Source organism: Paraburkholderia sp. BCC1886, from assembly GCF_900996245.1.
In the GTDB taxonomy this organism is placed as follows: domain Bacteria; phylum Pseudomonadota; class Gammaproteobacteria; order Burkholderiales; family Burkholderiaceae; genus Paraburkholderia.
Genome location: NZ_CAAJGK010000011.1, coordinates 191,176 through 217,728, shown reverse-complemented (window position 1 = coordinate 217,728; position 26,553 = coordinate 191,176). Strand labels below are relative to the sequence as shown.

29 protein-coding genes are annotated in these 26,553 nt (G+C 57.3%); 21 read left to right on the top strand and 8 right to left on the bottom strand.

Annotation, left to right across the window (positions count from 1 at the left end):
* The first annotated feature begins 116 nt into the window (after nt 1–116).
* The 12 genes from FQ746_RS01175 to FQ746_RS01120 all read left to right on the top strand — a co-directional run bounded on the left by FQ746_RS01175 (nt 117) and on the right by FQ746_RS01120 (nt 6,209).
* Nucleotides 117–494 carry a type II toxin-antitoxin system RelE/ParE family toxin gene (locus FQ746_RS01175; protein WP_144106779.1) on the top strand — a complete coding sequence of 126 codons (378 nt, stop codon included), beginning with the start codon at nt 117–119 and terminating at the stop codon, nt 492–494.
* Between the two features lie 19 nt (nt 495–513).
* Nucleotides 514–807 (top strand): helix-turn-helix domain-containing protein, encoded by a 294-nt coding sequence (locus tag FQ746_RS01170; protein WP_260853845.1) that lies wholly within the window; start codon nt 514–516, stop codon nt 805–807.
* A gap of 172 nt (nt 808–979) precedes the next feature.
* Nucleotides 980–1,564, top strand: coding sequence for a helix-turn-helix domain-containing protein (locus FQ746_RS01165; protein ID WP_186310592.1), 585 nt, complete (start codon nt 980–982; stop codon nt 1,562–1,564).
* A gap of 234 nt (nt 1,565–1,798) precedes the next feature.
* Nucleotides 1,799–2,248, top strand: a complete 450-nt coding sequence (locus FQ746_RS01160) for a hypothetical protein (RefSeq protein WP_144106777.1) — start codon at nt 1,799–1,801, stop codon at nt 2,246–2,248.
* Between the two features lie 134 nt (nt 2,249–2,382).
* A complete protein-coding gene (locus tag FQ746_RS01155; RefSeq protein ID WP_144106776.1) occupies nt 2,383–2,961 on the top strand; it encodes a hypothetical protein in 579 nt (192 codons plus the stop codon).
* Between the two features lie 17 nt (nt 2,962–2,978).
* Nucleotides 2,979–3,341: a hypothetical protein gene (locus FQ746_RS01150; protein WP_144106775.1), complete on the top strand. Its 363-nt coding sequence runs from the start codon at nt 2,979–2,981 to the stop codon at nt 3,339–3,341.
* Between the two features lie 101 nt (nt 3,342–3,442).
* Nucleotides 3,443–3,907, top strand: coding sequence for a hypothetical protein (locus tag FQ746_RS01145; RefSeq protein ID WP_144106774.1), 465 nt, complete (start codon nt 3,443–3,445; stop codon nt 3,905–3,907).
* 16 nt (nt 3,908–3,923) lie between these two features.
* Nucleotides 3,924–4,160 carry a hypothetical protein gene (locus FQ746_RS01140; protein ID WP_144106773.1) on the top strand — a complete coding sequence of 79 codons (237 nt, stop codon included), beginning with the start codon at nt 3,924–3,926 and terminating at the stop codon, nt 4,158–4,160.
* Between the two features lie 87 nt (nt 4,161–4,247).
* Nucleotides 4,248–4,640: a hypothetical protein gene (locus tag FQ746_RS01135; protein ID WP_144106772.1), complete on the top strand. Its 393-nt coding sequence runs from the start codon at nt 4,248–4,250 to the stop codon at nt 4,638–4,640.
* Nucleotides 4,637–5,047: a hypothetical protein gene (locus tag FQ746_RS01130; protein WP_144106771.1), complete on the top strand. Its 411-nt coding sequence runs from the start codon at nt 4,637–4,639 to the stop codon at nt 5,045–5,047. Before FQ746_RS01135 ends, FQ746_RS01130 begins: the two co-directional genes overlap by 4 nt.
* A gap of 12 nt (nt 5,048–5,059) precedes the next feature.
* The gene (locus FQ746_RS01125) at nt 5,060–5,392 is read left to right on the top strand and encodes a hypothetical protein (RefSeq protein WP_144106770.1); all 333 of its coding nucleotides are present in this window, start codon (nt 5,060–5,062) and stop codon (nt 5,390–5,392) included.
* On the top strand, nt 5,352–6,209 hold the full coding sequence (locus FQ746_RS01120) for an N-6 DNA methylase (RefSeq protein ID WP_144106769.1): 858 nt from the start codon (nt 5,352–5,354) through the stop codon (nt 6,207–6,209). The genes FQ746_RS01125 and FQ746_RS01120 overlap by 41 nt, the downstream gene beginning before the upstream one ends.
* A gap of 177 nt (nt 6,210–6,386) precedes the next feature.
* Here FQ746_RS01120 and FQ746_RS01115 read toward each other — a convergent pair whose 3' ends face one another.
* The 3 genes from FQ746_RS01115 to FQ746_RS01105 all read right to left on the bottom strand — a co-directional run bounded on the left by FQ746_RS01115 (nt 6,387) and on the right by FQ746_RS01105 (nt 10,404).
* Entirely contained in the window at nt 6,387–7,706 is a 1,320-nt protein-coding gene (locus FQ746_RS01115) for a hypothetical protein (protein WP_144106768.1), read from the bottom strand.
* A gap of 10 nt (nt 7,707–7,716) precedes the next feature.
* Nucleotides 7,717–8,985 carry a hypothetical protein gene (locus tag FQ746_RS01110; protein ID WP_144106767.1) on the bottom strand — a complete coding sequence of 423 codons (1,269 nt, stop codon included), beginning with the start codon at nt 8,983–8,985 and terminating at the stop codon, nt 7,717–7,719.
* A 72-nt stretch (nt 8,986–9,057) separates the two neighbouring features.
* On the bottom strand, nt 9,058–10,404 hold the full coding sequence (locus FQ746_RS01105; RefSeq protein WP_144106766.1) for a hypothetical protein: 1,347 nt from the start codon (nt 10,402–10,404) through the stop codon (nt 9,058–9,060).
* Nucleotides 10,405–10,625: 221 nt separating this feature from the next.
* Between FQ746_RS01105 and FQ746_RS01100 the strand changes: the two genes are divergently transcribed.
* Nucleotides 10,626–10,937 (top strand): hypothetical protein, encoded by a 312-nt coding sequence (locus tag FQ746_RS01100; RefSeq protein WP_144106765.1) that lies wholly within the window; start codon nt 10,626–10,628, stop codon nt 10,935–10,937.
* Nucleotides 10,938–10,949: 12 nt separating this feature from the next.
* On the opposite strand, the gene FQ746_RS01095 is transcribed toward FQ746_RS01100, so the two are convergent.
* On the bottom strand, nt 10,950–13,055 hold the full coding sequence (locus tag FQ746_RS01095; protein ID WP_144106764.1) for a DEAD/DEAH box helicase: 2,106 nt from the start codon (nt 13,053–13,055) through the stop codon (nt 10,950–10,952).
* Nucleotides 13,056–13,113: 58 nt separating this feature from the next.
* On the opposite strand from FQ746_RS01095, the gene FQ746_RS34615 reads away from it, so the two are divergent.
* Nucleotides 13,114–13,263: a hypothetical protein gene (locus FQ746_RS34615; protein ID WP_186310591.1), complete on the top strand. Its 150-nt coding sequence runs from the start codon at nt 13,114–13,116 to the stop codon at nt 13,261–13,263.
* 33 nt (nt 13,264–13,296) lie between these two features.
* On the opposite strand, the gene FQ746_RS01090 is transcribed toward FQ746_RS34615, so the two are convergent.
* From FQ746_RS01090 to FQ746_RS01075, 4 genes are all read right to left on the bottom strand, one after another.
* Nucleotides 13,297–13,968, bottom strand: coding sequence for a hypothetical protein (locus FQ746_RS01090; RefSeq protein WP_144106763.1), 672 nt, complete (start codon nt 13,966–13,968; stop codon nt 13,297–13,299).
* A gap of 24 nt (nt 13,969–13,992) precedes the next feature.
* Complete coding sequence (locus FQ746_RS01085; protein WP_144106762.1) at nt 13,993–15,195, bottom strand: hypothetical protein; 1,203 nt, start codon at nt 15,193–15,195, stop codon at nt 13,993–13,995.
* 145 nt (nt 15,196–15,340) lie between these two features.
* Nucleotides 15,341–15,772, bottom strand: a complete 432-nt coding sequence (locus tag FQ746_RS01080; RefSeq protein ID WP_144106761.1) for a DnaB family ATPase — start codon at nt 15,770–15,772, stop codon at nt 15,341–15,343.
* 323 nt (nt 15,773–16,095) lie between these two features.
* On the bottom strand, nt 16,096–17,421 hold the full coding sequence (locus FQ746_RS01075; RefSeq protein ID WP_144106760.1) for a DnaB family ATPase: 1,326 nt from the start codon (nt 17,419–17,421) through the stop codon (nt 16,096–16,098).
* On the opposite strand from FQ746_RS01075, the gene FQ746_RS01070 reads away from it, so the two are divergent.
* The 7 genes from FQ746_RS01070 to FQ746_RS01040 all read left to right on the top strand — a co-directional run bounded on the left by FQ746_RS01070 (nt 17,403) and on the right by FQ746_RS01040 (nt 26,502).
* On the top strand, nt 17,403–17,978 hold the full coding sequence (locus FQ746_RS01070) for a hypothetical protein (protein WP_144106759.1): 576 nt from the start codon (nt 17,403–17,405) through the stop codon (nt 17,976–17,978). The genes FQ746_RS01075 and FQ746_RS01070 overlap by 19 nt on opposite strands.
* A gap of 56 nt (nt 17,979–18,034) precedes the next feature.
* On the top strand, nt 18,035–20,311 hold the full coding sequence (locus FQ746_RS01065; protein ID WP_144106758.1) for a hypothetical protein: 2,277 nt from the start codon (nt 18,035–18,037) through the stop codon (nt 20,309–20,311).
* A 329-nt stretch (nt 20,312–20,640) separates the two neighbouring features.
* A complete protein-coding gene (locus tag FQ746_RS01060; protein ID WP_144106757.1) occupies nt 20,641–21,834 on the top strand; it encodes a hypothetical protein in 1,194 nt (397 codons plus the stop codon).
* 37 nt (nt 21,835–21,871) lie between these two features.
* Nucleotides 21,872–23,515, top strand: a complete 1,644-nt coding sequence (locus tag FQ746_RS01055; protein ID WP_144106756.1) for a hypothetical protein — start codon at nt 21,872–21,874, stop codon at nt 23,513–23,515.
* A gap of 70 nt (nt 23,516–23,585) precedes the next feature.
* Nucleotides 23,586–25,562, top strand: coding sequence for a hypothetical protein (locus FQ746_RS01050; protein ID WP_144106755.1), 1,977 nt, complete (start codon nt 23,586–23,588; stop codon nt 25,560–25,562).
* Nucleotides 25,563–25,613: 51 nt separating this feature from the next.
* Nucleotides 25,614–26,000 (top strand): hypothetical protein, encoded by a 387-nt coding sequence (locus FQ746_RS01045; protein WP_144106754.1) that lies wholly within the window; start codon nt 25,614–25,616, stop codon nt 25,998–26,000.
* Between the two features lie 97 nt (nt 26,001–26,097).
* Nucleotides 26,098–26,502, top strand: coding sequence for a hypothetical protein (locus FQ746_RS01040; protein ID WP_144106753.1), 405 nt, complete (start codon nt 26,098–26,100; stop codon nt 26,500–26,502).
* Nucleotides 26,503–26,553 lie beyond the last annotated feature (51 nt).

The following is a 26,553-nucleotide window of genomic DNA, read 5'->3' as shown; positions in this document are numbered from 1 at the left end:
GCCCGGGGTTCCTCCCCGGGCCCCTATGTCGTCTAGAAAAAACCGCACCGATTCCTCTAACATCATCCCGGACCCCCTCAATGCAAAATATACTTCTTAGTGGTATAGTTTAGACGATGAAACGGGTATTCAAAACACGAACGTTTGGGCGCTGGATGCGCAAGACCGAGCTGACCGACGAAGCGCTGTGTCTGGCAGTCGACGAAATGATCGCCGGGCTGATTGACGCCGACCTAGGCGGCAACGTCGTGAAAAAAAGGGTCGCATTACCCGGGCGTGGCAAGAGTGGGAGCGCCCGCACCTTGCTGGCCACCAACCGGGGCTCCCGGTGGTTCTTCATGTTTGGGTTTGAGAAGAACGAACGGGACAATATCAGTTCGGCCGACCTGAAGATCATTCAGAAAGCAGCCCGGGATGTGCTGACCATGACGACCAGAGCGCTTGAGCTCGAGATTGAAAACGGAACTTTCAAGGAGATTTGCAATGACTGTTAAGGCCAAGCCGCGCAGTCGCATGGCGGCAGAAATGCATGAGTTGGCGAGTGACCTGCACAAGAGTGGCGTGATCAGTAAGCGCCGGATGGCTGAGTACGATGAGCTGTGTCTCGTGCCGGTGCCGGAATACGACGCGGCCGCGGTGAAGGCACTTCGCAAAAAGCTGAATGTGAGCCAAGCGGTGCTCGCCGATGCAATCAACGCAAGCGCGTCGAGCGTTCGGGCGTGGGAAGGCGGCGATAAGAAACCGACGGGTACGGCGGCGAAGCTGCTGAACCTGCTGGACCGCAAGGGCCTCGAAGCCATTCTGTAAAGCTGTAACGGGAAGATAGTTGAAGAAGTAGAAAGCCGGTCTCGAAAGAGGTCGGCTTTTTTTCGTCCCGATTCACGCGATACCTGATCCAAACCAATCTCAGGCACACATCACTCTCCTGAAGATGTGTGTCGAGTCTTTACTACACCAACGAAGTCACAAGGAAAACACCATGAGCAATGAAGCAAAGGCCAAGCTGCAAACGAACGTCTCCTCCGTCTATCGTGTCCTGATAAAAGAGGTGCGACTGGAGCGCGGTCTCACGCAGGCCTTTCTCGCTGAGCAACTCGATAGGTCACCCTCGTGGTGGAGCAAGCTCGAGTCAGGCGCGAGCGAGATCACCTTGGACCAGTTCGTGGATGTTGCGCGCGTCTTCAATGTGCAGCCCTCGGAGTTCTTGCGTTGCGGTGATGGCATCTCTCCTTTGTTGCGCGAGCATTTCGAATTCTCCAGCGACGTGATCGCAGAAGGCGCAGATGATCTGCTCCGGTTCGCCGATGCTTTCTTCGAGAGCAAGGGCTATATGAGCCTGCGCAACCGTCCGGGCATCTATCTGCCGATCTCAGCGAGTCAGTGTCCGACCGTCGTTCGATATTGCATCGATGAAAAGTTCCGTGAGTGGCTCGATAGCGGCGCAGCGCTCGACGAAAGCACAGTCCATGCGATGTCGATGCCTGGATACGCGGGCGCACTCGCTGGTGCTGGCGTGTTCCCCGCAGGCGGCTATGTGTCCCCGATGGTGCCGCGCTGGCGCTGAACGCACTGTGGACCTGGGCAATTTTAATGCGCTCAGTCCTTAGTATGGACCGTCAAAACGTCCAACTTGCTTTAGTTTGACCCCGACTTTGAGGAGCCTTTTGGCTCCTCTTTTTTTATGTCCGTTCGGAGGATTGAATGCAGGACACGCTGGACGACGGCTCCGAGGCCGTCGACGTAGGACCGCAGCACGCACACCCATCACAAACACAACACGAACTGAAAGGAACACCCCATGCGCGACTTGAACCCCATCCAGCCTCCTGGTACGTGGATCGAGACCGCGCAAGCGCTGACAACCTTCTCCCTCAAGGGAATCGGCAACCTCGTGGTCCCTGCATTTCGGGGCAGCTACGAGAAAGCAGGTGAATTTGAACAGGCGATTCGCAGCCAGATCCGGGATCCACAAGAACTCCGGGTCATCGATACGCACACCCCACTCTTTACCGTGAGTTTCACGGGACTGGAGCGTATTCCGAATCTGCCTAACGGGCGCTCGTGCACCATCAATATCCGCTTTCGTAGTCAGATCATCGCGGTCGACCCCAACCACGATGTCCTCACTGCGAGCGCCATGCTCGAGAAGCCTGATCAACAAGAATCAGTATTTATCGTCGAGAACTCGCTGCTCTTTCACACAGAGCTGCATTACGTCTCTGACCGCAGAAACAGGCTGTTCCGGTAGGCGTCGTCACGTCCACCATCAGAAATAAAACTCCCGAACTTCAGTAATTTCTTCCCGCCCCTCTTCGTATGAGGGGCGGTCCTGAAGGCCTTTCTTTTCGTTAACCTAATTGACCCGATGACAGGAGACTGATCATGGCAAACAGCAGTTTGGTTGTAGACCGACGTGCGTTAGGCAAGCTGCTGGCCCTGTCCGTGACAGGTAGCTGGTTCCTGCGGGGTGAATTGGCGGATTACATGGCCAAGGATACGGTCAACGAAGTCGTGAGGCGGCTCGACAAGCTTTACGAACGCTCGCTTGTGCTGAACGGCGGCAAAGCGTTCTCGCCGCGCTACACCTTCGGTTGCGCCGTGGATCCAAAGACGGGGCACGCGCTGGTGAAAATCCAAATCGTCTTACCGGGCACACATCACCACACCGGCCGGGTGGTCAGTGAGTTGTCCATGCAACTGAACGAGTCGGCCGACGGCGCCATCACGCTGTCGTTGCCAGACGAAACACCTGTGGCTCAGAAGGCACGGGAATGCAACTGGCGCACGAACGCCGCCGAAGAAGCAGCGCTCAATAAGCTGCTTGACGCTGCGAAAGAACTCCAGGCCCTCAGAAGCAAACGGTTTGCGGTGGATCTCCACGCAGACAAGAACGGCATACGCATCCGGGCCGCCTATCGCAACCCCATCGACATCGTGCGCGCAGCACTCGGATCGCCCTAACGCGACAAGGACAAGTTATGGATTTATCGACGAGACAGAATTTCAGCAACCTCTCGCAGGTGGAGGATGCAGTCACCCCGCAGCTTACTGCGAACAGTGCGGACGCTGCGACACTCAATGCAGCGATCCAGGCAGCCCTCACGACCGTGCAGGCTGCCTACCCCTCGGACACCGTGCACTTCGCCGTCTGGGCCTATCAGACGCTCGCCGGTGCCTGGGTGCTGCAGGTGAGTCTTTATCGGGGCGGGGCTACCTACATGAATCACTGGGACGCGGCGGTGACGGTGAGTCTGAATGTGAACGACGACATCTACGTTGCTGATGTCTCCACGGTCCAGACGTATAGCTACACGTTCTCCGGCAGTCCTGTCGCAGCGTAATCCGCAGTCCCCACATCCCTTCTTTTCAAGCGCCAGAGAGGACTTCGGTCCTCTCTGGCTTTATGCCATGTCGTTTCTCCTTTTTTCATCCAATCGCCTCTATGGACTCCATTCACATCAACAACTGGCAGGACCTGCAACACTTCGGCATCAACGCACTTACTGGGGAGGCCTGCGCCTATAGCACCCGGATCCTCTGCGACGTGAACGCGGAAGGGTGTGCCTTGCTGCTCGATTACTTCGGCCTTCCGCCACAAGGCATCGTCTCGCGGCCGTGGAACGCACGGGTCAAGGATGAACCCGCGATCGGTAGCTTCATGCTCCATCGCCACAGCCTCAGACAGCTTGCCGAGTTCGCGCTCCTACGGATGGAAGCCAAAGCGATCGTCTACCGGGGAGAGGACGCCACTGTGGGCCTCTTCACGGATGAGTTGCTGGCCAACTACGAAAAGCTGATGCAGGAGATGCCGTCGAGCACCAAGCAATGGGGCATCCGGCGCAACTACCAGCTGCCCAAGGCCGTTGGCTCGCGCAATGTGCATATGTTCACCAATCGCGTTGTGTGACATGGCCGGCATGCGCATGCATTACATCAACGTTTCCCGGGAATCTCGTCAAGGAGCCATCCACACCCTCTACTTTGCGACCCACTGCAGCGCGCACTTCGAATGGCAACGTGGTTCCAAAACCGTCGTTGTTCGTGTCCGTCCCTATAGCGAGTCCCAGGAACTCGATCGCTTTACCGTTGAGGCAAGGAACACCAAGCCCGACGTGCTGGATGTCAAGCGCCACATTCTTGCTTACATCAATCAGCCCTAAGAAAACACTCTGCTTATCCCAGCGGGTTTCCCGCATCTCGGTTGTTTCTCATATTGCCGCATCCCCTTTTCGCCTCAAGGAGGCTCCATGATTCCGAATCGTGCTCGGAGCGCGACGCGTATGCGTTTACCGCTCAAGGTCGTAGCACGCACGCCCAAACTCGACCTGCCGCTCAAAGCCCCCCGCAAGACGCCCCCGTTGACCAATATGCGCTACGAGGGCCGACTTCGCTATCGCGTCATGCGCGAGGGGGAGTTCACGGGCTTTTACATTTCCATGCCCTACAGCCTCATCCCGAACATGTGGAAGAAGGACGTGCCCAATGTTTCGATGATCGAGATCGGCAGCCGCCAGTTCAAGGCGAACCATCGCATGAAAGAGATCGATGGGTCGAACATGCCGAAGTCATGGTTCATCGATCTTTCTGGCGACGTGGAAGATGTCGAGGACGTCTACTACGAAGAGCGAGCGGCTGCGTGATCATCCGCACGATCCCTTACAAAGGGCATCAGGTCCAGCAGGTACTCACCCCCGAACAAACGTACTGGCAGGCGCTGTTACTCGACCGTGAAGGACCGGGGTACGCCGCCATACGCAGCAAAACTGAAGCGGCCGCCAAGCGCCGCATCAGCCTGCACCTCAAACGCCAAGGCATTCCCCTCGACGAGCTCATTCGCATTGGCGCTTGGCGCATGCGGCGGGTCAGTGTCGAAGTGGATGAGCTGCGGGACGTGGTGAGTATCGGTCCGGACATCGCACTCTTTGGTGACGAAGCCGCGGAGTTCATTTCGGATGCGCGACATCTCTGGGAGAGCGCGCAGATCGTCACTGAAGACCAGTGCTATGCCTTTCTCGCTGAGCCGATCTACGAGACGCTCAGCAACTAGCGAGGAAACACAATGAGCATCAACGACATGTCGATTGTCGCGCGCAATCGGCACTCAGACGCCTTGGCCATCACGGCCGGCGCCAGCAACCTCAGTGGGGTATCCCGCGCTCTCGTGCGCGCTATCAACCAGTGCCATCAGGAAAGCCTCGGCACGCAGGGCGTCTGCGATGACCCGGCCATTCGGCTGATCGTCCACCAGATGGCTTTCCTCTGCAAGACGCACGAACTCGATTCCACCCTCTCGACCTACGGCGACCTGCTCGCGATCTGTGAGCGTCTGTCGAAACCCCTGGAGATCAGCCATGAGCAAAAGAGCCAAACAGAAGCTCAGCGCCTCTCGTAACTGGGTGGAGCCGCACCGCGGCGAGCTGATCAAGGCCATGCGGGAATTCTCCCTTCGCCACAGTCTCTTCAATGTCTTCAGTGACTTCATCGAGATTTCGGCGATCGCGCTCTCCAACAAGTTCCACCTGAGTGAGTTCGATCGGCGGGAGAAGCGTTACTTCGAAATCATCGGCAAGTACACCAAGGAGGAACTGAACCGGCTCGCGAAGATGTTTGCGCACCTGCAGCAGCTCTATCAGGACCGCATCGAACAGAACGGGCAGCCAGGGATGGCCAAGTACCGGATGCAGGGGCTGGGGGACGTGCTGGGTGAGATCTACATGGAACTGGAGCTCGGCAGTGACCGGGCGGGTCAGTTCTTCACCCCGTACACGGTGAGTTTCATGATGGCCCAGATGACGATCGGGGACGGCAAGAGCATCCGCGAGCAGGGTTTCATCGAACTGCATGAGCCTGCCTGTGGATCGGCCGGCATGGTGGTGGCCACGGCCGACGCCATGCATCAGGTCGGTCTCAACTACCCGCAACACATGCACGCCGTCTGTATCGACATCGATCCCCGTTGTGTCCACATGGCTTACGTCCAGCTTTCGCTACTGGGGGTGGCGGCCACGATCGTCCACGGCAACGCCCTGACGCTCGAGCAATGGGACACCTGGTACACCCCGCCGTTCTTCATAGCGGGCTGGCCCAAGAAGCTGCAGCAGCGCCGGATGGAGAAGACGTTCAGGCAATTGCTGGATGGCATCGGGTCCTTCAAGGAAAAAGACCCTGCGCCGACCCCTGCGCGGTCGACGATGCAGGAAGCCGCTTGATACCCGACATTATCCGAGTAATGTCGTGTTGCCCTCGTAAAACGGTAGGAATCTACCGTTTTACGTTGTATTACTTACACCTTCAATTTGACGTAAAATAAATGATCTACGTTGCAATGCAGCATAAAGCCCAGCCCTTCAGGGGCTGGGCACTATGTTCGTCTTTCTTTTTTTGGCCTAGATACTGGCGCGGATCTTCTGGGCTTCAGCATGCGCCGCCTTGGCGCGGCCCAATTTCTCTTCGAGGCCGGCAGCGAACTTCGTGCCCTTCACGTCGGTATGGGAAAGAGCCTTACCGAAGGTCTCAATGAGCATCTTCTGCAATGCCAGGACGGCATCCAGCGAGTCCCGGTAGTGCGTCGTGATGGTCATGAGAGCTGCCGTGATCAGTTGCACTTCCTCGGCGAACTTCCGGCAGCCATCCATCAACAGGTTGACGACTTTCTCCCGCGCAGCATGCTGCTGGTCCGCCTGCGCTTCTTTCAGCTTGTTCTCGAGGCGATCCTTGAACTTATCGAAATTGGCTCCGAGTCGCTTGAACTCCGCGAGCGTCTTGTCGAGGTTGCCTCCGAGCTTGACGTACGCGTCCTCCAGAATCTCAGCAATGCGGCGCGTAACAATCTTCACGTTCCCACGCAGGGAGCCAGAAGCGTTGCTTGGCGGCGACGACCGGATGTCCCCGATCGTCTTGATCTCCTCTTTGACGAGCTCAGGATCGCTCAGCAACCCGCGGCCGACATCGTGGCTGTAGTCGGCTCGGATAGCGGCGTCGTTGACCTTCTTCAGGTGGTTGATGGCGTCCGTTACGGTCTCGCTGTTTGACGGAGACGAAAGTCCGTCGACATCCGCGTCGTATTTGCTCGCTACCTGCCACGCTTTCTCCAGCCACTCCTCCATGTACCGGAGCCTCTTTCCGACCATCTGAACAGGATCGTCTCGCATTCTGATCACCAGATGCAACACTGCCTTGTTGTAGGGGCTCAGCACTCCCGGTCCGCCGGAAATCACTGCTTTGATCGGACCTGACATGCCGGACTCAAACGAAGCGATGGCTTCCTTCAGAAGGTCGTCCGTCGTGTTGTCCGCGTGAACCTCGCGCGTCATCTGCTGAAGCCCGTCGTTGAACTCGTTCATACCGGCTTCGAATTCCTCAGCTGTCTGCTCGAACTCCTTGACTTTCTCTTCGCTCACGCCGCGCTTGCCAAAGAGGAAGTCGATGGCCTTCCGAATCCATTCCCCGATCTTCTTGAAGAACGCCTTGATGGCCTCCCAGATCCGGGCACCGATTCCTTCCAGCGCCACACGCAGCTTCTCGGACTTATGCCGTCGTTCGAACGCCAAACGCGTTAGATCCGACGAGCCCATCAATGCGTCTGCCTCCATGGCGATTCGCATGTCAAAGCCGCCCGCCGTCACCAGACGCTCCCGCACCTGCGTCAGTGTCTGGATCTCCGCCTCGAGCGCGAGAAACTCACCTGTTGCTAATACCGGTAGCATGTGTTTCCCCTTAGATCGCCGAAGCGAACACTTTCAGCGAGGCCTTGGCCTGCTTCTCGATTTCGGCACGGTCCGTGCGGGCGGCATCCGACATGGCTTCATCGGGCACGACGCTGTCGTAGATCTTGAAGATCTGCGTCCAGATCTTGAGGCTTTCCTTCTGCGTCTCGATCCAGACCTCGTAGAGGAAGTCGTGGGCGGAGAGCACCGTGTGGAACTGGCTGATCAGTTCACGCAGGTGCGCGGAGTAGGCGTGCGTCAATGCAATCTGGGCGCCGTGATGTTTGCCATCGCCTGCTTCCCCGGCCAGCCGTTCGGCTGACTGGTTGATCGTGTCCAGATGCTTCTGCATGTCGGCGAGCGTGTTCTGCGCAGTGCGCATCACATTGGCGGCCGCCGTGATCTTGATACGACCCTGGGCTTCCAGCACCACCTTGAGCAAGCCACCGATCTCGCGCGGCACGGCTGCATACTGACCGCTACTGATTGAGGTTTTGGCCTCTTTGAGCGCTTCGTACCGCGACTTGGTAAGTTGCAGTGACTGACCCGCGCCGCGGGCTGGTAGCGGGTTCTCAGCGGTCTCAGCAGCCCCTCCCATCGACTGGATGGATTTCGCGAAGCCTTCCAGATCGTTGTGACTGGTCTCGGTAGTCGCATCCATGGTCTGGGCCTTGGACTGGTGACTGTTGAACCACGCAATCACTTCTGCCACACCCTTCTCGACGATCTGCAAATAGTCGCCCTGATCGAAGGCGCCCGAGAGCGCCGTCATGGCTTCGCTGTACTTCGAGTTCGCATCGAGCATGGCACGCACCGACTGCGGCATCGTGCCCGAGAGTTCGCTATTGAGCGTCTCTTCGAAGCGCATGCGCAGCTCCGGCGACTTGATGATGCGGTCCAGCTGCAGGATCCTGTCCGACACGGCTTTGGCCGCAGCATCCACACCTTGCAGGTGCGCAGCATCGAACTTCTTGCCATCGCCCTTGAACCAGGCAACGAAGCGTTTGATCAGCTCGCTCAGCTTACGGAACATCTTCTTGATGCCGTCCCACACCGTGGTGGTGATCCCTTCGATGGCGATCTGGAGCTTCACGCTTCGGGTCTTGCCCGAGAAGGCGAGGCTTGCGTACTGGCTGCCGCCAAGATGCTGGTCGGCTTCGAGTGCCAAGTGGGTCGTGAAGCCCTGCGCGAGCATCTGGGACCGGACCGCCAGCAGCGTGCCAATCTCGCCCTCCAACGCCAACAGCTCCCTGTCGGCCGACACGGTTTGTGTGTTCATTGCTTTTCCCAGACAAATGAAAAAGGAGACAGGAGCCGAAGCCCCTGTCTCCCTGGATGGACCACGCGTTATTTACGCGTTGAAGATGGCGCGAAGGCCGAAGTAGTTGCAGTACTTGCTACCGCGCAGCGAGCGCGACGCTTCCTGCAGGGCCGGGCTCTGGAACGCGCGCGTCAGGGTGCGACCATACGCTTCGATTCGTTCACCCAGCATCGCGGTGTCCCGATCGTGGTTGTCGCCGGCGGTTTGCGCAAGCGCAGCCATCGCAGCACCGAGGCTGTCGGTTGCCTTTGCGAACTTGTCGTCCAGACCCAGGTAGAACTTCACGTTGTCACAGTAGGTCTGCGCCGCATCGAACACGTCGGCCACATCGCGCTCGGACAGCTTGACTTCTTCCGAGGCCGAGACCGAACTGATGTTGGCGATCTGCTTGACATTCAGCGGGCCGATACCCACGCCCTTGCCCACCTGACGCATCGCGAACATCGCGCCCTTGGCCAGCTTGTGCGAACCCGAAGTCTTCATGGTGACAGCGCCGTGGCGGCTCATCTGATCCAGACGCGAACCACCGACGGCGTGCTCGCCCTTATGCAGGCCCGTCACGTTGAAAAACTTGCCTTCACCGAGGAACGACGACTCGAACAGTTCGGTCGGCGACTTCAGGGCTTCGACCTTCTTCACCAGCTGCTGCATGCTGGCCGGCGACTTGGCGCTACCCGAACGCACAGCCTGTGCGAGCTTTTCCATTTCCTGGATCACGGCCACCGGGTACTTCGTCAACACGTAGGTCGACATGCCCAAGTCTTTCGACAGTGCGCCCATGAAGTTGCCCGGCTGACCTTGCTGGGTCGTGAAGAAGTACCACAGACCGTGCAGGTTCACTTCCGTGCCGCCGCGCAACTCGTGGCGCTTCGCTTCGAATTCGCGCTTGTTCTCGGCCGTCTTCTGCTCGTACTTCGACACCTTCGAGCCGATACCCTTGAACGAATCCAGCACGATGTCCTTCCAGTGCTTGAAGTGGATCACGACGTCCTGGAAGAAGTAGGTCTTCAGCGACGTGGCAATCCCTTCCAACGCCAGCTCTGCCTGCTTCTGCGCGTCCAGTTCCGATTCGCTTTCCAGTGCCGGCAAGGCGATCGCTTCCAGACCCAGCGACGTCAGTTCACGGTTCACGCCGTGCAGGATCAGACCCGTCACGACCGGGTTGGTCTTCTTGGCAGCAACCATGTCGGCCAACTGGTCGTGATAGGCGAAAATGGCTTCCGCTGCGATCGCCACGTCTTCGTTCGCTTCGAACGCATCGTCCACTGCGGCCGCATTGGCCGCCAGCCACTGATCGTCGCCCTCGGGCACGCTCATGTCGAGCGTTTCGTCGACGGGCTTGTCGCTGCTTTCCAGCGCCATACGCAAGATATTCATTTTTTTTGGGTTCCGGGATTTCGTTGAATGGATGAGACGAAACGCTCAAAGAATTAACCGAGTCCGAAGGCGATTCGTAAAGTTATGCGTGGTAACTTGGCGTCTTAAAGAAAGCGCCAAGACTGTCGTTATGGTGGTGCGTCTCTCGTGTATATTCCGGACCGAGGCGCCGGCGCTAATAGACCGGTCCAAAACAACAAAATCCATTCGCGGGTTCGACCATGCCAACGAAACAAAAAGGAAAATGCCCATTCTGCAATCAGGCCGTGACGCCTGAGATCGTGGAAGAAAACACCGTGCGTCGGGACAAGCTGAAATGCCCCGAATGCAGTGAGCCCCTCTATGTCTGTCGCACACCCGGATGTCACGACTTTGCCAAGGGAACCGCGGTCTACGATCACGAGCTGTGCCCTGACTGCACGGAGACGGCCGGCAATGTCGCGGCAGAGGTGGGCAAGGCGGCGCTGAAGGTGGGCACCACCATCGCCACGGCAGTGTTCACCACCCTGGTGTTAGCCAAGGGCAAGAAGTAGCTGACGGCCAGCTTACCGGCTCGCCCATTGCGCCCAAGCGGGCTCCCGACGCATCGAATAGGTGTAGTCCTGCACCCCTTCAAGCGCCATCATCTCCTCGTCGAACTCCTGATCCACGATGTCCTCGTGAGCGATGTGGTGCTCAAAGAGGGCGATGATTCCGTCAGCGCTTTCTGCTGCGATCAGGGGCGTGTTCTCGAAGCCCAGTAAGGCATCGACCTGCTCCCGGCTCCAGTTCATGATGTCGATCGTGCGGCTGGAGATGTTGGGCTCTTGGCCGGTGTCGAGCACCATGTCGAAGACGTTCACGTCCTCGTCCTGCCCCAGACGCTTACAGCGGGCGACCGCTTGGTCGTATTCGAAGGAGCGGAACGGGGAGTTGGCCATGGCCATGGTGTTGGCCATGACCAGCGGAACAGCGGATGAAAGCGACTGATAGGTGGCGATCATCGGGTTGGCATCTTCATCGCGGCCGAACTCGGTCACCATGCTGGCCAGCTCGTTATTCGTTTCGCCGTAGACCCGAAGCGGCTTGTAGCCGCGCTGCTTCAGGTAGTCGGCGGCCGCATCGACCACGCCGACGTAGCTCGTGAACATCAGGGTCTTCTTCAAGCCATCGTCGATGATCTTCTCAAGCCCCATGTGCGGCACCATGTCCATGATGCATTGGGCCCGCTTGCGACCCAAGATCTGGCCCAAGGCTTCGCCCTGCACTTTCAACTTGTAATACTTGACCACCGACTTCGACTCTTTGAATTCCTCCCGGTACGGCTTGGGCAGGCCCGGCATGATGACCTGCTTCTCGTACTTGTTGCACCACGCGGCTTCGGCCTTGTGCAGCTTCGGGTCATAGCCCCGCTTGATCATCTTGATGTACTTCTCGTACTGCTTGAAGTCATCCTTCTGTTGCGAAGTCACCAGCGACCGGTAGAAGTGGCTCAACGCTCCTTCGAACATGCGCTCGTACTGCCGCATATTCCCCGAATAGTGCTTGACCCGCTCCGCAATGAAAGCCCGCATCTCGTTCCTGATCGACTGGAGCGTATAGTCGTTGCCGTTCGGAATCACCACCGGTGTTGGATGGTGGTGCGTCGAAATCGTCACGACCTGGTTGCTGTCGACCTTGTAGGTGACCTTCCCCAGACGGTGCGAGAGGATGTCGTTCGCGCGCGAACTGGCCTTGCCGTAGATCGCCCGGAAGCGCTCCTGGGCATCTGGATCAAACATCGCATCAATGGTGCGAAAGAGCGGCGCCATCTCCCCACCCAATGCCTTCACTGGCGTCCCTGACTCCCACAGCACATACTGGCAGCGCGTCTGGACCACGAGCTGGATGAAGAGGTCCGTACGCAGCGCCATCTCCTCATTCATGCCGTGCGACTCATCAAGCAGGATCACCGGCCGGTGCCAGTGCTGGGTCTTGGCAAACACCATGAAGCGCTGTAGCGATTCGGGCGAATCGTAGTGCACGATGTAGTACTGCTTGCCAGGAGTCGGCGCCGTCCCCATCTGCGAGTGCCAGTATTTGGGGATGCGCTTGAACTGGGTAGAAATCGTGTCTTCCCAAACCTTCTTCACCGCCCGGCTTGGGCAGACGATGATGACAACATCGGCATGGAGCATCAGGCTCAATGCAATGCCCATAAAGGTCTTTCCTGTACCAGGACCCGCACCCAACATTGCGCCCTTCAGACCAAAGCGCGGCAGCATTTCGTTGAACCACTTGAAGAAGTTCATCTGGTGATCAAGCGGGCTCCACTCCAGCTGGTGTAGCTGGTTGAAGTCCAGAATATCTGGGTGCTTGATGAGGGTCTGCTTCATCCACGTGTTTTCGTAGATGCCGGTGATGACCTTCTTCAGCGCGCGGATGTTGTGGCCCTTGCGCTTCTCGGCGACAATACGCGCGAAGCAATAGACCACGTCCGGGGCAAACCACTTGTTGAACGTGATGTCGGAGGCTGACACCTTCGAGAACATATTGGCGACGATCTTGCTCGTGCCCCAGACTTCATTGATGGTCGCCGCGACCGAGTCGCCAGGCAGACCGGAGACCTTGATGAGATCGCCTTGCTCGCTGACCTCGATGAGGCCAATTAACCTTCTGAGTGCAGAAAACATATCTCAACTTTTTGAAGATACATATCACTAAGTTGATGAACCTCACCGGAGTCGGATCATGTCCCTCAAAGCGTTACTACTTGAAAGGTGGTTCCAGTATCAAAAGTCGTTGGGTTTCAGACCGGACTACATCGTGCAAAACCCGGAAACGGGCGACCATGCAGAGCCGGCAGAAAAAAGGAAGGAAGAGAGTGACGATAAGGAATGACATCGCGGCGCGGGGGGATATCCCCGCACTGCGCTATTCCTTATTTTTTTGCTTCTTCAAGGCTTCAAGCGTCTTGAACCGACGGATGTGCGCCGCCTTGTTCATCGCATAAACGGTCTTGAACGTGAGCGCGTCGATAATGTCACTATCGAAGAGCTTGCGGATGAAAGAGTTCGACGTGCCCTGGGACCACAACACCTGCTGCTCCGTGCCGAATGTGAGCGCCTTTTCCAGCCCCGACATCATCACGCCCGGGTCCACCGTCTTGACGGCATGTGCATCCGCCTCCAGCTCGCGCGAAATGAACTCGTCGTACGTACCTTGCTGGCGTTGCTCGAGGTGGCGATGGTAGATGTGTCCGCACTCGTGCTGATAGACAGCTTCAAATTCGGCCGCATCCAGGCGTGAGCGAAGCTCGTTGCTGAAGAGCATCAGGTAGGTGTCGGCAGGCGTCTTGATCACCTGTCCGATTTCCTTCACGAGACCGGGATTGTTGCTTTCCCGCGCCTGCTGGATACCGTCCTTGTGTTCACGGAGGAAGACGCCGCACCGAAGCTTGCACATCTGCGAGAAGACAAAAACACAGGCACCGCCTGAGCCGGCCAGAACCGAATCATCGGTGAAGTGCGTGCTGGCCTGACGACCATTGATGACCTCCTCCAGCGCAATGGAAGAGAGGGCGAAGCCCAGTAATGAACGAGACATTTTCATTCCTTTGTTCTGAAGGCGTCAGACAATGCCGATGACCGTGAAGAGGTTTTGTGCGGGCTCGGGGGCGTACATCTGAATGTTCTTTTCCATCCCCGTGCTCACGCCGTGACAGATAGCGGTGAGATTGGTGATGAGATCGGTTAGGGGCACCTTCACCCAACTCAAATACTGACGGTTCAGGCCCATGATCTCGCGGTACGTCGTGGCGTTGCCGGGCTGCCCATCTTCCGACTTGTTCGACTTCAGATAGGACGTGACGATGTTCACGAACTTGTCCGTGGCCGAAATCATCGAGCTGGAGTGCTGGACGACTTCCTTGTACAGTCCGCCCTTGAAGGTATCGATCTGGGCAAGCATCAGATCCATCGACGTGAAGATGCGGGCAAGCTCTTCGATCGTCATGGGCTTGAAACTGGCACCCGTGATTTTTGCGTCGCCCTGTGTGAAGACCACCTGCCGTCCGGTCAGCTTCGCATCTTCGCCCTGCTCGTTCTCCGTATAACCGGAGCGCACCCTCACATCACCCAGCATCCCGGCATCGATCCGGTGATAGCCGATACGAGTCAGCTCGCCCTTGAGCTGTTGCATCGTCTCGTTGGCGTTTTCGACCGTGGCGCTGCGGATCGCGTTTTCAATCTTCGCACCACAGGCGATGACCCGCTTCGGATAGTCGCCCGTCAGGAACGTGACGACTTCCCCCGTCTTGGCGAGCGCGTGCTGGAGCTCACCAAAGTTCGAACAGTAGTGGCCTTCGAAGCAGAAGTACTTCGCCGCGGTTTCGTCGATCGTGAAATCGCCCTGTTTTTGGAGCCGCTGGTAGACCTCGGGGTTCGTACTGAGCGACTTGACCTGCTTGATCATGCGCTTCACGTACAGCTGGCGGCGGCCGAGGATCGTGAAGTGGAGCATGCAGAACTGGACGATCTTCTCCCAAAGCTGCTTGAGAAAAGCCAGGAATTTCTGCCAGTACTCGCCCAGCGTATCGATGAAGTTTTCCCGCGCGATCGTCTGGCCATCCGACTCCAGTGCCGGCACGAGGAGCTGGTGAAGCTCGGACTCTGCCCGCAGGACATGGGTGTGGTATTCGTCGATCTCGCCGATTAGCTGAACGCTGTGCTCATGATCAGCGTGATCCAGGACGAAGTGCGACAGCTCCGTGCTCAGGGCGTCGTTATCGGTTTCGTTGTAAGCAGGGACGTCAAAAGTAGGGGCGGTATTCATTTTTTTTGCGCCGACGGGGTGGAGGGTAAGGAGACTGCATAAAGGAACGGCTCAGGACACCCTCGTGGAGCCAGGGTTCCTGAGCAGACCCGGTGTTACTGGCGGGCGTTTGTTACACAAGATTAGTTCGCGACCCGGAGCCGCGTTACGCTTCCATCGTTTCCCAGAACGGGGTTTCTTCGTTGCTGCCGATCGGACCGCCGCCCACCTTCTTGCGCGTGGTGTCGGCACGATCCACATCAAACGCCAAACCGTACTTCGTGAAAGGCAGCACGCAGTAGAGATCCTTCGGGTTGGTCTGACCGATAAGCCGATGCTTGCCCCGCTGGATCGTCAGGAACGATTCGTTGTTCGATTTCTCGATGTGGATATACGTCTCCAGATCAACCTCTTGATCAATCTGCTTGCAGCCCTTGTAATAGCCCTTACCCGGCAACTCCTTGACGAAGTCGCTCTTGCCATCGCGGATCATCTGCTTGGCGTCGGTCGAGAGCTGGTGCGGGGTCGGGAACGCGATCTTCTTCCTGTTGTCCACTCCGTTCGCTAGACGGAGCCGGTGTGCGATGACACCCGCCATTGGCTTTCCCAATGGAGCAGACTATATCTTCACCTTCGGCAGTGGCCGGTCAGGTGCTCTTCACTTCCCAAGCGCTTGCTCGGTACTGGCAGTCACGCCATAGTCGTTGAACGTTCTTCTCACAGAGAAGCTTCGCTGCGGATTGCCCAATCTCTTCCTTTGTTACCGTACCCAGGTCATTACGCTGGCCGCGCATGAATTGCTCCATGCGTTTGGTAGGAAGAGCTCTCAGGGGTTTCCCGTCAATTCAAAGAGTTTTACTTGTGTAGTTTCCTACACGAGGGCCTGGAATTCGAATCCCTTGACAAGTTTTTCAAATTACTTTAAGCCGACATGAAGTTACGGATACGACGGTACATGTCCTGCATGTCCGTGCCGGCCGGACCTTGCAGACAGCCCGTGGTCGGCAACATGGGTAGGTAATCCGCCATGCACATGAACACTTCGTAGCCGTCGGATTCGAGTTCGAGCATCCGATTGCACAGATGCATGTACGTCCAGTTCGACGGATTCACGCGCTCCATGATCACTTCGAAGCCATTGACGCGCATGCGCTCCATCACGTACGCCGAGATCTTGTCGATATAGCCTTCGAGCTCTTCGGCGGTCATCGCCTCGAAGTCTTCCTTCGTCTTGACGACAATCTCGTTCTCACGCCCGTCGTAGGCCATGAGCACTTCGTACATGTACTGGAAGTTCAGCTCGAGGTCGTCTTCGAAGGAGACCCGATAGAGCAGCGGCTTCTTCGGTGTGAGGATTTCCGGGAATGCTGTCTCGGGCGTGTTGAAAAGTGCCACGCCGATAAAGGCCCCGAGCGAGAAGCCGGTTTTGAAGTTGTGCTGCAGCGCGCCGATCACCACTTCTTGACCTCGGCGAAAGCCACCCCGCCACATGCGGTTCACGCCTTGCCATCCCGTGCGCAGAATCCCCCCGCCCTGCTCGGCCTTCTGCACATTCTTGAAGATCGTTTTGACCTCTTCGGCCATGGCGAGATTGACCGAAGCGACAATCGCCGGATCCTTCGTTTCGCTGTCGACCTGATACGGCTCGAGAAGCGCCACGGTTTCAGCCACGAACTGTTTCATGTTCATGACCTGCCCGCGGTTAAAGCGCAGCTTGTTCGACGCGTTGAAGATGATCTCCTGGATCTTCTCCTCGCGGAAATACTCGTTCAAAGAGCGGCGCAGATTCAGCGCCATCTTCTTCGTGCGGTTTTCAGTCAGTTCCTTTTCGATCCCTTCGCGAAACGAATCAAAAAGCGTTTCATCCTCGCCGCACGCAACTTTCAGTTGCTGCAGCGCTTCGTCCACATCGTGTTCGTGATCAGGGGGCGTCTCACACATGGTGATCGCCATTTTCTTGAGTGCGATGGTGACTTCGCGTTCGTGATCCAGACCGATAGAGATCTGAGCTTCCTTGATATTCGCAATGACGTTGCGCACCAAGGTGGCGGAATTCTCATGACCCCCCGGCAGCTGGCTCTCACGGAACAGGAGCGTAATGCACTTCACCAGCAGCAGTTTGTGGTTCATCTTGATAAATAGTGTGAAGAATTTGATTTCTCGGGACATAGAAGAAAACGTCGTTTTCTTTTTATTACTTCCTTCCCTTATTGCTGGAGCAAAGATTCGTGTCCGCTGCCCGTCCACTCAAGCAGGTGATGCTCATCCCTTATTGGGTGCATGAGACACTCGCTCGCCACAAGCTTCCTTTGTCCGCCTGTCTCGACTTTGAGCAATTGCGCCCGGTATCCAGCACCAATGACCTGCTCTGCTTTTTAAGCGCGCAGGTGTTGATGGGGCGAATGGTGGGAGAACCCCACGGAACGTGGAGCCTCTATCTGTTGGATGCGTGGTTGAACAGCGCGCAAGGTCAGAACAAAACGTTCCTCTCGCAAACTATTCTCCCGCTGCTGGAAAATCCTACCTTCGACGAAGAGTTGCGCGCGCGGCTGTTCTCACCGGAGTCGCGCCTCCCGCACCACAAAGAACCCTTTTATATCTATGACATCACGCGTGAAGCAGTAGGCGTCGTGGTGAACCCTGGTTTCTTCACTGAAGAAGCCGGTGCCGATGGGTATCGCACGGCCTTAACCGTAGCAATCCTAAAGGTATTGTATGCGTACAGCGCATGCCACGAGGTGTCGTCGACGCCTCTGTTTAAGCGTTATCTCGGATTGTTGTCTGCCAAACAGCTGACAGTTTGAGCCTCACTGGTCCCGCCAGTAACTCTCTTTTTCCACTGTTAAGGTTAGGATTGCTCATGACCACCCCTTCCCTGTTCCAAAACAAAAGCCGTATCGGGGCTCAGCCGGCGACGATCCTGGATAAGGTCGTAGCCTCCCTGCGCGAAGAAACGAGCCGCAACGCAGGCGGCACGTTCGTGTCCGATTCGGTATCGCGCGCCGCATGGTCGCTCGAGTCGATCGACCCGATGCTGCAGCAAGATCTGGATTCGTCCGTTGTGAATTTGCACAGCGCACTGGCCAGCATCGTGAAGGAACATGCACCTCGTCACATCGCTGTCGAAGGTCAACACGACGGCGCACACGGTGCGAAGTTCGACCCGGTGTACACCGACGCGCAATTGGCAGCGGCCACCGCGATGGCCGCCATCACGGGCGACATTCCCGGCTACCTGAAGGCACCGGTCAAGCACGACCGTGTCTCGGTTGAAGGCATGCAGTTCATCACGCCGCAAACCGGCGCAGACCGTATGTTCGAGCGCGTCAAGCCCGCGCTGGAAGCGTACGACGAGAAGGAAAACAAGAACGCGGTGGTGTATTCCGTCGCGTACAACCTGAACGCCGCACGCCAGGATGAATTCGGCGAAGCGTTCTATCCGACAGTCGTGGTCACACCGGACCAAGTGGGTTACACGGTGTCGATCCGCCTGATCGAAGCGTACAACGAACCGAAGCGTCCGATCTCGGGCGACCCGACGAAGAACTTCGACCGTCGCAACATCGTGCAAGCCGTGATCGATCCGACGATCCTGCGCAACGACCAGACGAAGATCATCCCGGTCGTGCGTGACGAAAGCGCGAAGTACTTCGTGTCCTCGTCGGCTGTCGAGCCGTACGCTGAATTGCTGTCGGACGACACGTCGGTCACGACCGCACCGTTGAAGGTCGGCGCGAAGTTCTCGCTGCTCGCGATCTCGCAAACGGAAGCGTTGCTGGAAACCGGCTTGCTGGACATCACCGATGCAATCGACACGCAACTCGCGTTGGCGGCTGTGTACGTGCAGTTCACGCAGACGGTCAACGACGTGACGACGACCGAAGTCGTGAAGTTCAACACGAAGAACCTGCCGCTGGCGACGTTCAACTACGCAGTTCAAGACGTCTACCGTCAGATGAACCTGCAGTACAAGACCGACACGCTGCTGGTTGGTCCGAACACCCTGCAGGCCGACGGTGCGGCTTCGGCAATCTTGGCGCCGATCGTCACGGGTGGTTACGAAGCGCGCATCGGTCTGTCGATGTTCGGTTCGGTGAACCTCGAATTGGGTAACACCGAAATCAACGCTTCGAGCGTCTCGCTGACGTCGCTGAAGAACAGCTCGGACAGCGCGCTGGACACGAGCTCGGGTACCGCTGCAACGCTGGCTGCCCTCTTCGACGGCGCTGTCGTGATCGGCTACGACCTCGATGCACGTCGCACGAACACCAACCGCCGTCAACGCGGTCAGCTGTTGAACACCAACTACTACAACCAGATCTACACGGTGCCGCTGTTGGCTCCGATCACGATCCCGCGTCCGATGGCAGTTGGTGATGCAAACGACTCGAGCGATCTGGCAGCCCTGATCACGACGACGCGTATCCGTACGTCGAACAGCGCGGTCGACGAGCTGCTGCGCGTGCAAGACCTGTTGGCGGAAACGACCAGCGCGCTGAACACGCTGGCCGCACCGAACGATCCGCAAGACACGCCGCAGATCATGGGTGTGTCGCGCTTCGTGATCCAGCCGGCCTACATCGAGAAGGATCTGGCCGTCGATACGCAAACCGACTCGCTGTCGGCGCATCAACGTGCTGCGGACATCCAGGCTACCCTGGTGAACGCGCTGCGCGACATCTCGTACACGCTGTACGTGCAGTCGGGCTACAAGGCAGGTGCTGACGCACTGGCTGGTGGCGTGGCTCCGGTTCCGACGGTCATCATCGGTACCGATCCGTACATCGCACGTTACCTGATGGTGACGGGCGACCTGCGCACGCTGGGTGGTCAGTTCGACGTGAAGATCGTCTCGACGCTGAACAAGCGCATGAGCGGCAAGATCGTCCTGTCGTTCGGTGACTTCTCGGCCGAACGCGCTGGTGTGCCCAATCCGCTGCACTTCGGCAACATGGCGTGGAAGCCGGAAATGACCGTCGTGCTGCCGATGATCCGTAACGGCGCGCAATCGAAGGAACTGACCGTGCAGCCGTCGTACCTGCACGTGACGAACCTGCCGGTGCTGGGCGTGATCAACGTGACGGGCATCAGCAACATCGCCTACAACAAGGTGCCGGTCGACTTCCACACCGTTTAATCGACGGGTTCGACGCGATAGCAGAGCGGGTGAAAACCTGTCTCTGCCAAGCGTTGACAGTGGGGAGAGAGTTGTACCCTGGGATGAAAGCCTGCTTGGGATGCCCTCCGGGGTATCTCAAGTGGGCTTTTATGCCATCTGTTTTATTTATCGCCTCTTGACAAACCGTCAATCCAGTTTGAGACATATATCATCGTAATGAGCAGTAAAAAGGGATCGATCCCTGACGATGAAACTTTGGAGGCGATGCGGTTTGACGATTAGTTGACTCGGTAAAGTCATGATTTTCAAGCGATCCATTTCGCTCGCAATGAAAATGGACGGTACGTATGAACGTGATGGACCACTTCCTACCCGATGCTCATTACGGGCGGGTAGAGATCACGCAGCTCGGCCTCGCACACCTGAGTGCCAACCAGCGCGACGATCTTCTCGAGGTCCGAACCCGGTACTTCAACTTCCTGCCATGCGTCGTTACTGTCATAGAACGTAACGGGTTGCAGTGGGAATTTCCTTCGATCCCTGATCCGATGCGCTCGGCGTTCGTCATCCGCACGGACTGGCGTGTGCACCGATCCATGCATCAGGCGTTTATCAACTGGATCAAGATGGTACGGGAAAACGAATCGAAGCAGATTCGGGACCTACGGGAAATTGTTACCCAACATCAGCTCGGCCCTCTTGAGCAGCACATGCTGTTTCGCACAGAGGAGACCATTACCCACGAGGAGTTACGCCAGCATAAGTTCGAGATTTATGACCATCACCACGATATCGTCGTCTCAACCTTCCGCGGTATCGAGGCTGGGCCGCACCCTTTCAGTGAAATGGGGCGCGCACTGGCCTTACTCGACCAGAGTGTCGCGCGAGGTGAGCGGGAAGCCTTCAACGAGGCCATCAAGATCGTTGATAACGCGGGCCGGTTCGGGGACCGCTTTATCAACCGTAACGGGAGCATCTATCGCATCTCTGCGACTCCGGATGCCACCCGTGAGGATGGCGTCTGGGTAATCCGGAACAAACCCTTTGAAAACACGCGACTGCCCTCGACTGTGGGTTGGCATCGCTACACCTTGGAAGAGGCCGACGACATCCTGGAGTTGTACAAAACTTACGTAGAGGCGGAACACTGTGGCGATGGAGAGACAAAGCGCAAGCAGGAACTCCTCGCCAAAGAAGAATCGCTCCTGAAAGCAAAGGGCGAACTTGCTGAAGCTAAGCAGGCGCAGATGCGCGAACAGCATGAGTGGGAAGTCGAGAAAACGCGGATCCAGCAGGCGCTAGAGCGTGCCCAAGCCGCCTTCGCGGAGGAAGCCTTTCGGGCAAAGATGGAACTCGACCGCATGAAAGCCCACTACGAGCGCCTCATGCTCGATGCGAAGGCCACCCAGGAACGTAAGAAAGAAGCAAAGGAGACCTCGGAATGGCTGAAACAGTTGCCGGCCATTCTGGGCGCACTGGGCGTGGCGTACCTCGCGTACAAGACGGCTCAGATGAACTCCAGTAGCGCAAACAAAAAATGAAACAAAGACCTGAACAACATCTAAGGAAGTAGCAACTGTGGATCACGAAATCGAGCGGCTCATCGATGTCAATTGCGCGCAGTTAAACCCATTGATTGCAAATGGTCTCGCTGTCACTCATCTTCAAGAAGCGGAAGTGCTGAACTACATCGATTCGGTGTTTCGTTCGGCAGCGCGTGGCTTTCCGGAAGGACTGACCTATGCCGGCTGGCGACGATGCACGCCGATGGAGGAACTCAACGAGGCATCTCGCAAGAAGGGGAATAACAAGCGCATGTTCGATGTCGCTGTGTCCTACCTCTACATGGTGAAGTATTTCTTCAACTTCAAGGGCAAGGAGATTGTGCGGTACATGTACCTGCCCTTCGTATCGGAGGCAGGCTCGATCACGATTAGTGGTTCGCGCTTCTTTATTTCGCCGGTCCTCTCCGACCGTGTGATTAGCGTGGGCACCGATACCGTGTTCGTACGGTTGTTACGCGACGTGCTGACGTTCGAGCGGGTCACGCAGAACTTCAATGTGAACGGTCATCGGGAACAGGCGAACGTTGCGTGGGCCATGATTTATCACAAGTCGGCCAAGATGCGGAAGATCAAGCCGACGGTGCGCGCGCATTCGACCATGGTGCATTACCTGTTCTGTAAGTACGGGCTGATGAAAACCTTCGAGATGTTTGCCCAGTGCACCCCTATCCTGGGCGGCAAGGAAATCAACGAAGACACGTACCCGTCCGATCAATGGGTCGTCTGCAGCAGCACACAGGTGAAGCCGAAGGGATTCGGCCGTGGTTTGTACGAGCCCTCGACGTTGCGAATCGCTGTGAAGCGAGTCGACTACGAGCGCACGATGGTAAGAAATATGATCGCCGGTCTCTTCTATGTCGTCGACCATTTCCCGACACGCGTGAAACCGGAGTACGTGAACAACACGTTGCCGCAGTACATGGACAACACGCGTACCTGGATCATCCTGATGGGTCACGTGCTCTTCTCAGGGAACCTGCCGGAAGGGCGTCTTGCGGACGATGTGGAAGATCACATCCGATCGCTTGACGAATACATCGATAGCCTCGTGCTCAAGAAGTTCATCGAGATCGGCATCCCGGCCACGGACTTGTATCAGTTCTTCGGGATCATCATCGAGAAGATCACCGACTGGCTGTTCGTGGCGGCGGACAAGGTCAACAGCATGTACGACAAAGAGTTGTCCATCCTCTACTTCGTGCTGAAGGACATCACCACCGAAATCTTCAAGCTGTATTTCAAGCTCAAGGCAGCCTCCAAAAAGGAACTGACCGAGAAGGACATCGTGGACCGGATGAACAAGACCATCAGCACGGGCTTGATCTTCCGTATCACCAAGCAGCACAACGAGGTGACCACAATTGCCAGCTCGGGCGACAACAAGGCGCTGAAGATCACGAACGTACTCGTGCCGCAGTCCAGCAGCTCACGTCAGGGCAACCTGAAAGAGCGCGCGAACCTGAACGACCCGACGCAGTTCCTGCATGTCTCGTTCGCGGAAGTGGGTGGCTACAGCAATCTGCCGAAGTCCGCTCCGACCGGCGGCTCCCGGATCAACCAGCGCCTGAAGCTCGATCACTCCGGCCTGGTGCTACGCGACCCACGCCTCGCGCCGATGCTCGATCGATACAGTGAAGATACGCGACGCAAGCGGTAAAAGACCAAGCATTAGTCATTAATAATCGGGCGCCGCATCAGCGCCCGACAAACAAACAAGGAATGAAGCGATGTACAACAATACGGACAACCTGCCCGTCAGCGCCGATCAGCTGCAATGGCCGTATCTGAATCTCGGTCCGCAGAATCCGCCGATGGTCGGGCAGCTGACCATCGAGAACTGGATGGGGAACTACGTCCCGCTAGTGGCGGGCCTCGCAGCAGACGAGATTCAGCGCACCGCCGAGTCGAACCCGCTCCGTAAGTTCTTCTTCAACCTGATGGCGCAAAACCAGTTCAACAACCCTGAGTTCACGAATCTGGTTCAGGCGATCATCGACTTTTCCGTGATGACGGTGTGCGAACAGCCGCATCGCCAGATGGAAAACGTGATCGAGGGTGCGGTGCCGGAAGTCATCGAGATGCTGGTGGCCACCATGCTCAAGCTCTATCGGGGCCTGCGCCGCTACATCAATCCGAACTCATCCCAACCGATCGACAACCTGATCTACGGCTTCGAGAATCTGTCTGGGCGCATCGAGCGCTTCCGTCAGCAAAACGGCTATCTCCAGTATCCGCCTCAGCAGCAGTACAGCAACCAACAGCGGGGTGGTTACGCCGGCAATGGCGGTGGAGGTGGCTATAACGGCTATCAACAGCGTCATCCCGGGGGTGATCCCCGCTTCGGCGGCGGCCAGCAGCAGCAGCAACGCATGGGTTACGCCGCTGGTGGTGCGAATTCGCCATTCACGAATGGTCAGCAGCAAGTGCCCGCGAACCCACAGGGTCGCACGATGGGGGATCGCTATTCCTCGGCCGAACTGCCGAACATGGTTACCCCCCGCTACGCCGCAGCACAGGAGGCCCCTTCGCCGGTCCAACACGCAGTCCAGGAGAGAACACCCGTGAACGCAATCGCTGAACCCACTGATGGGCCGCTGGAAGACGCACAGACGACTAAGTTGAAGTGGACGCCATCGGAACACCAGCCATACCACCCGTCTTACAACCCGGTGACGCACCAGCTTTTCTATCAACGGTTGGCCTCGGGGCAGGTCAACGCGTTCGTCACGCAACGCAAGGACATCATGGATTACGATCGTCACAAAACAAGCAGCGCCTTCGGACCGATGGCCCCATCACTCGATCTCACCAACACCGATCAGATCATGAAAAATCTGAACCGCGGTGTCGTCGAAATCGAGCAGGAGCGCGTGCAACGCACGGAAGAACTCCCGGCCAAGCTCACCACGCGTGTACGTGAAGCCTGGTACGCGGATGTCTCGGTCGCGGGTTGCTGGCTCAAGGGCGCAGTCGAGTGGGCCAACTCGACCGAGAACGGTGTCAAGCCGGAAATCTTCCGCCTCTACGCTCAGGTAACCGAAGCGGCAGTGGGTCTGGAGGACGAATCGGCCTTCGTGGACAACTTCCGCGACGCAGAGACATTCCTGGAACTGAAGGAAGCGCTGAACAATGCATTCGGCGACGTCTCGCCGGCGCTGTGGTATCGCGCGAACAAGCGTGCAACGGACATGGTCAACCGCGTCCTCGCGCTGAACATGAGCGTCACCGAAGTGTCCATCGATTCCTTCACGCACGACATCGAAGATCTGCTCGCGTATCTGAACGACTCGATGGGCGAGTTGATCTTCAAGGCGTTCGTGCAGAACCAGCGCACGCTGATTCGCGGCATCTTCGAAACAGTAAGCGAAGACACGCACAACGCCCTGACGGAATTGATCCTGGGCGAAGCGGAAATCGAGGGCAAGAAGCCAAAGTTGACGTTCCTGGTCTCGAACGTGAGCTTCACGTATCTCAACTGCCTGTCGCATCAGTTGTCCATCGAATTCGCGAAGGATATCCCGGCCGTGCTGTTGAAGAGCCAGACGCCTGTGCTCTATCAGGTGATCAAGGATGCTGTGGAAGAAGCGCAGTCGTTCAGTGCGACGGTTGACCGTGTGTTGATCCAGACGCTGGATGGCAAGATCCTCGAAGCCGACGTGGGCTTCCTGGGCGACGAGCTGTTCGTGATCCGCCTGTTGAAGTAATCAGGATGCGGGGAGCTTCGGCTCTCCGCTTTATGCCCAGAAGGAGGCCCAATGACTTATTCATGCAGTGACTTCCAGCAAGACGTTAGTAATTTGATGCTCGATCTGGACATCATCAAAGGCGTGACATTGCCAGACGACGTTGAAGAAACCACGAAACTCGTGCAATCGGGTATTCGACACACCCACATCCAAGCCGAGCGCGGACGGCTCGCGACCCTCTTCTACGACGAAGTGCTGGCATCGACCGAGACCTTCGCCGGCATCGAAGAGTCTCACGGCGCACCCGTACAGGGCGACGTCTTCTACCTCTTTGGTGCGATCTTGCGCGGGGGACACATCGAACTCGAACCGCATGAACGTGAATCTGCCAGATTCTTCCGAAGCCTGCCCTCAGGTGAGAAGTGGATGGAGTATGTCCAGCTCACTGATGCCTGATGGACGGTAGGTAATTCCTACTGCACGCCTTTATCAACAGAAGGACGCCCCTGTCTTTCTTATCAACCTAGCTGTCATCACCACAAGGAAACGCAACATGTCGAATCAACACGCACCGCTCGAAGTACTGGTCCAAGGCGGCGACGTCGAGACCAGCGCCCTCGTCTACGGCGTCGTGCAGAACGCCCTGACGGAAGCTGGCTTTACCGACATCACGGTGGAGTCGCCCCAAGGTGACACCGAAGCCAACGTGAGCCAGATCCCGAGTCTGCTGGATCTCGTTCGCACCGAACGCCCGGCGCTCTTCGACACACCGATCGCTGTGAAGCAGATCGCCACGCCCGAAGAGGTCGTGGCCTTCGCGGTGGACCATCCGGACACGCTGGGCATCGCCAGCGTTGTCTATGGCACCGACCCGGCCGTGGTGGAAGAGATCATCGAAGCCAATGCCCCGCTGCCCGACGATGTGACCGACGTGGAGTTCGAAGACGTCGCCGCGTAAGCCAAGCAATCGTCATAAAGCCCACACCCTTTCGGGTGTGGGCCGTATGCC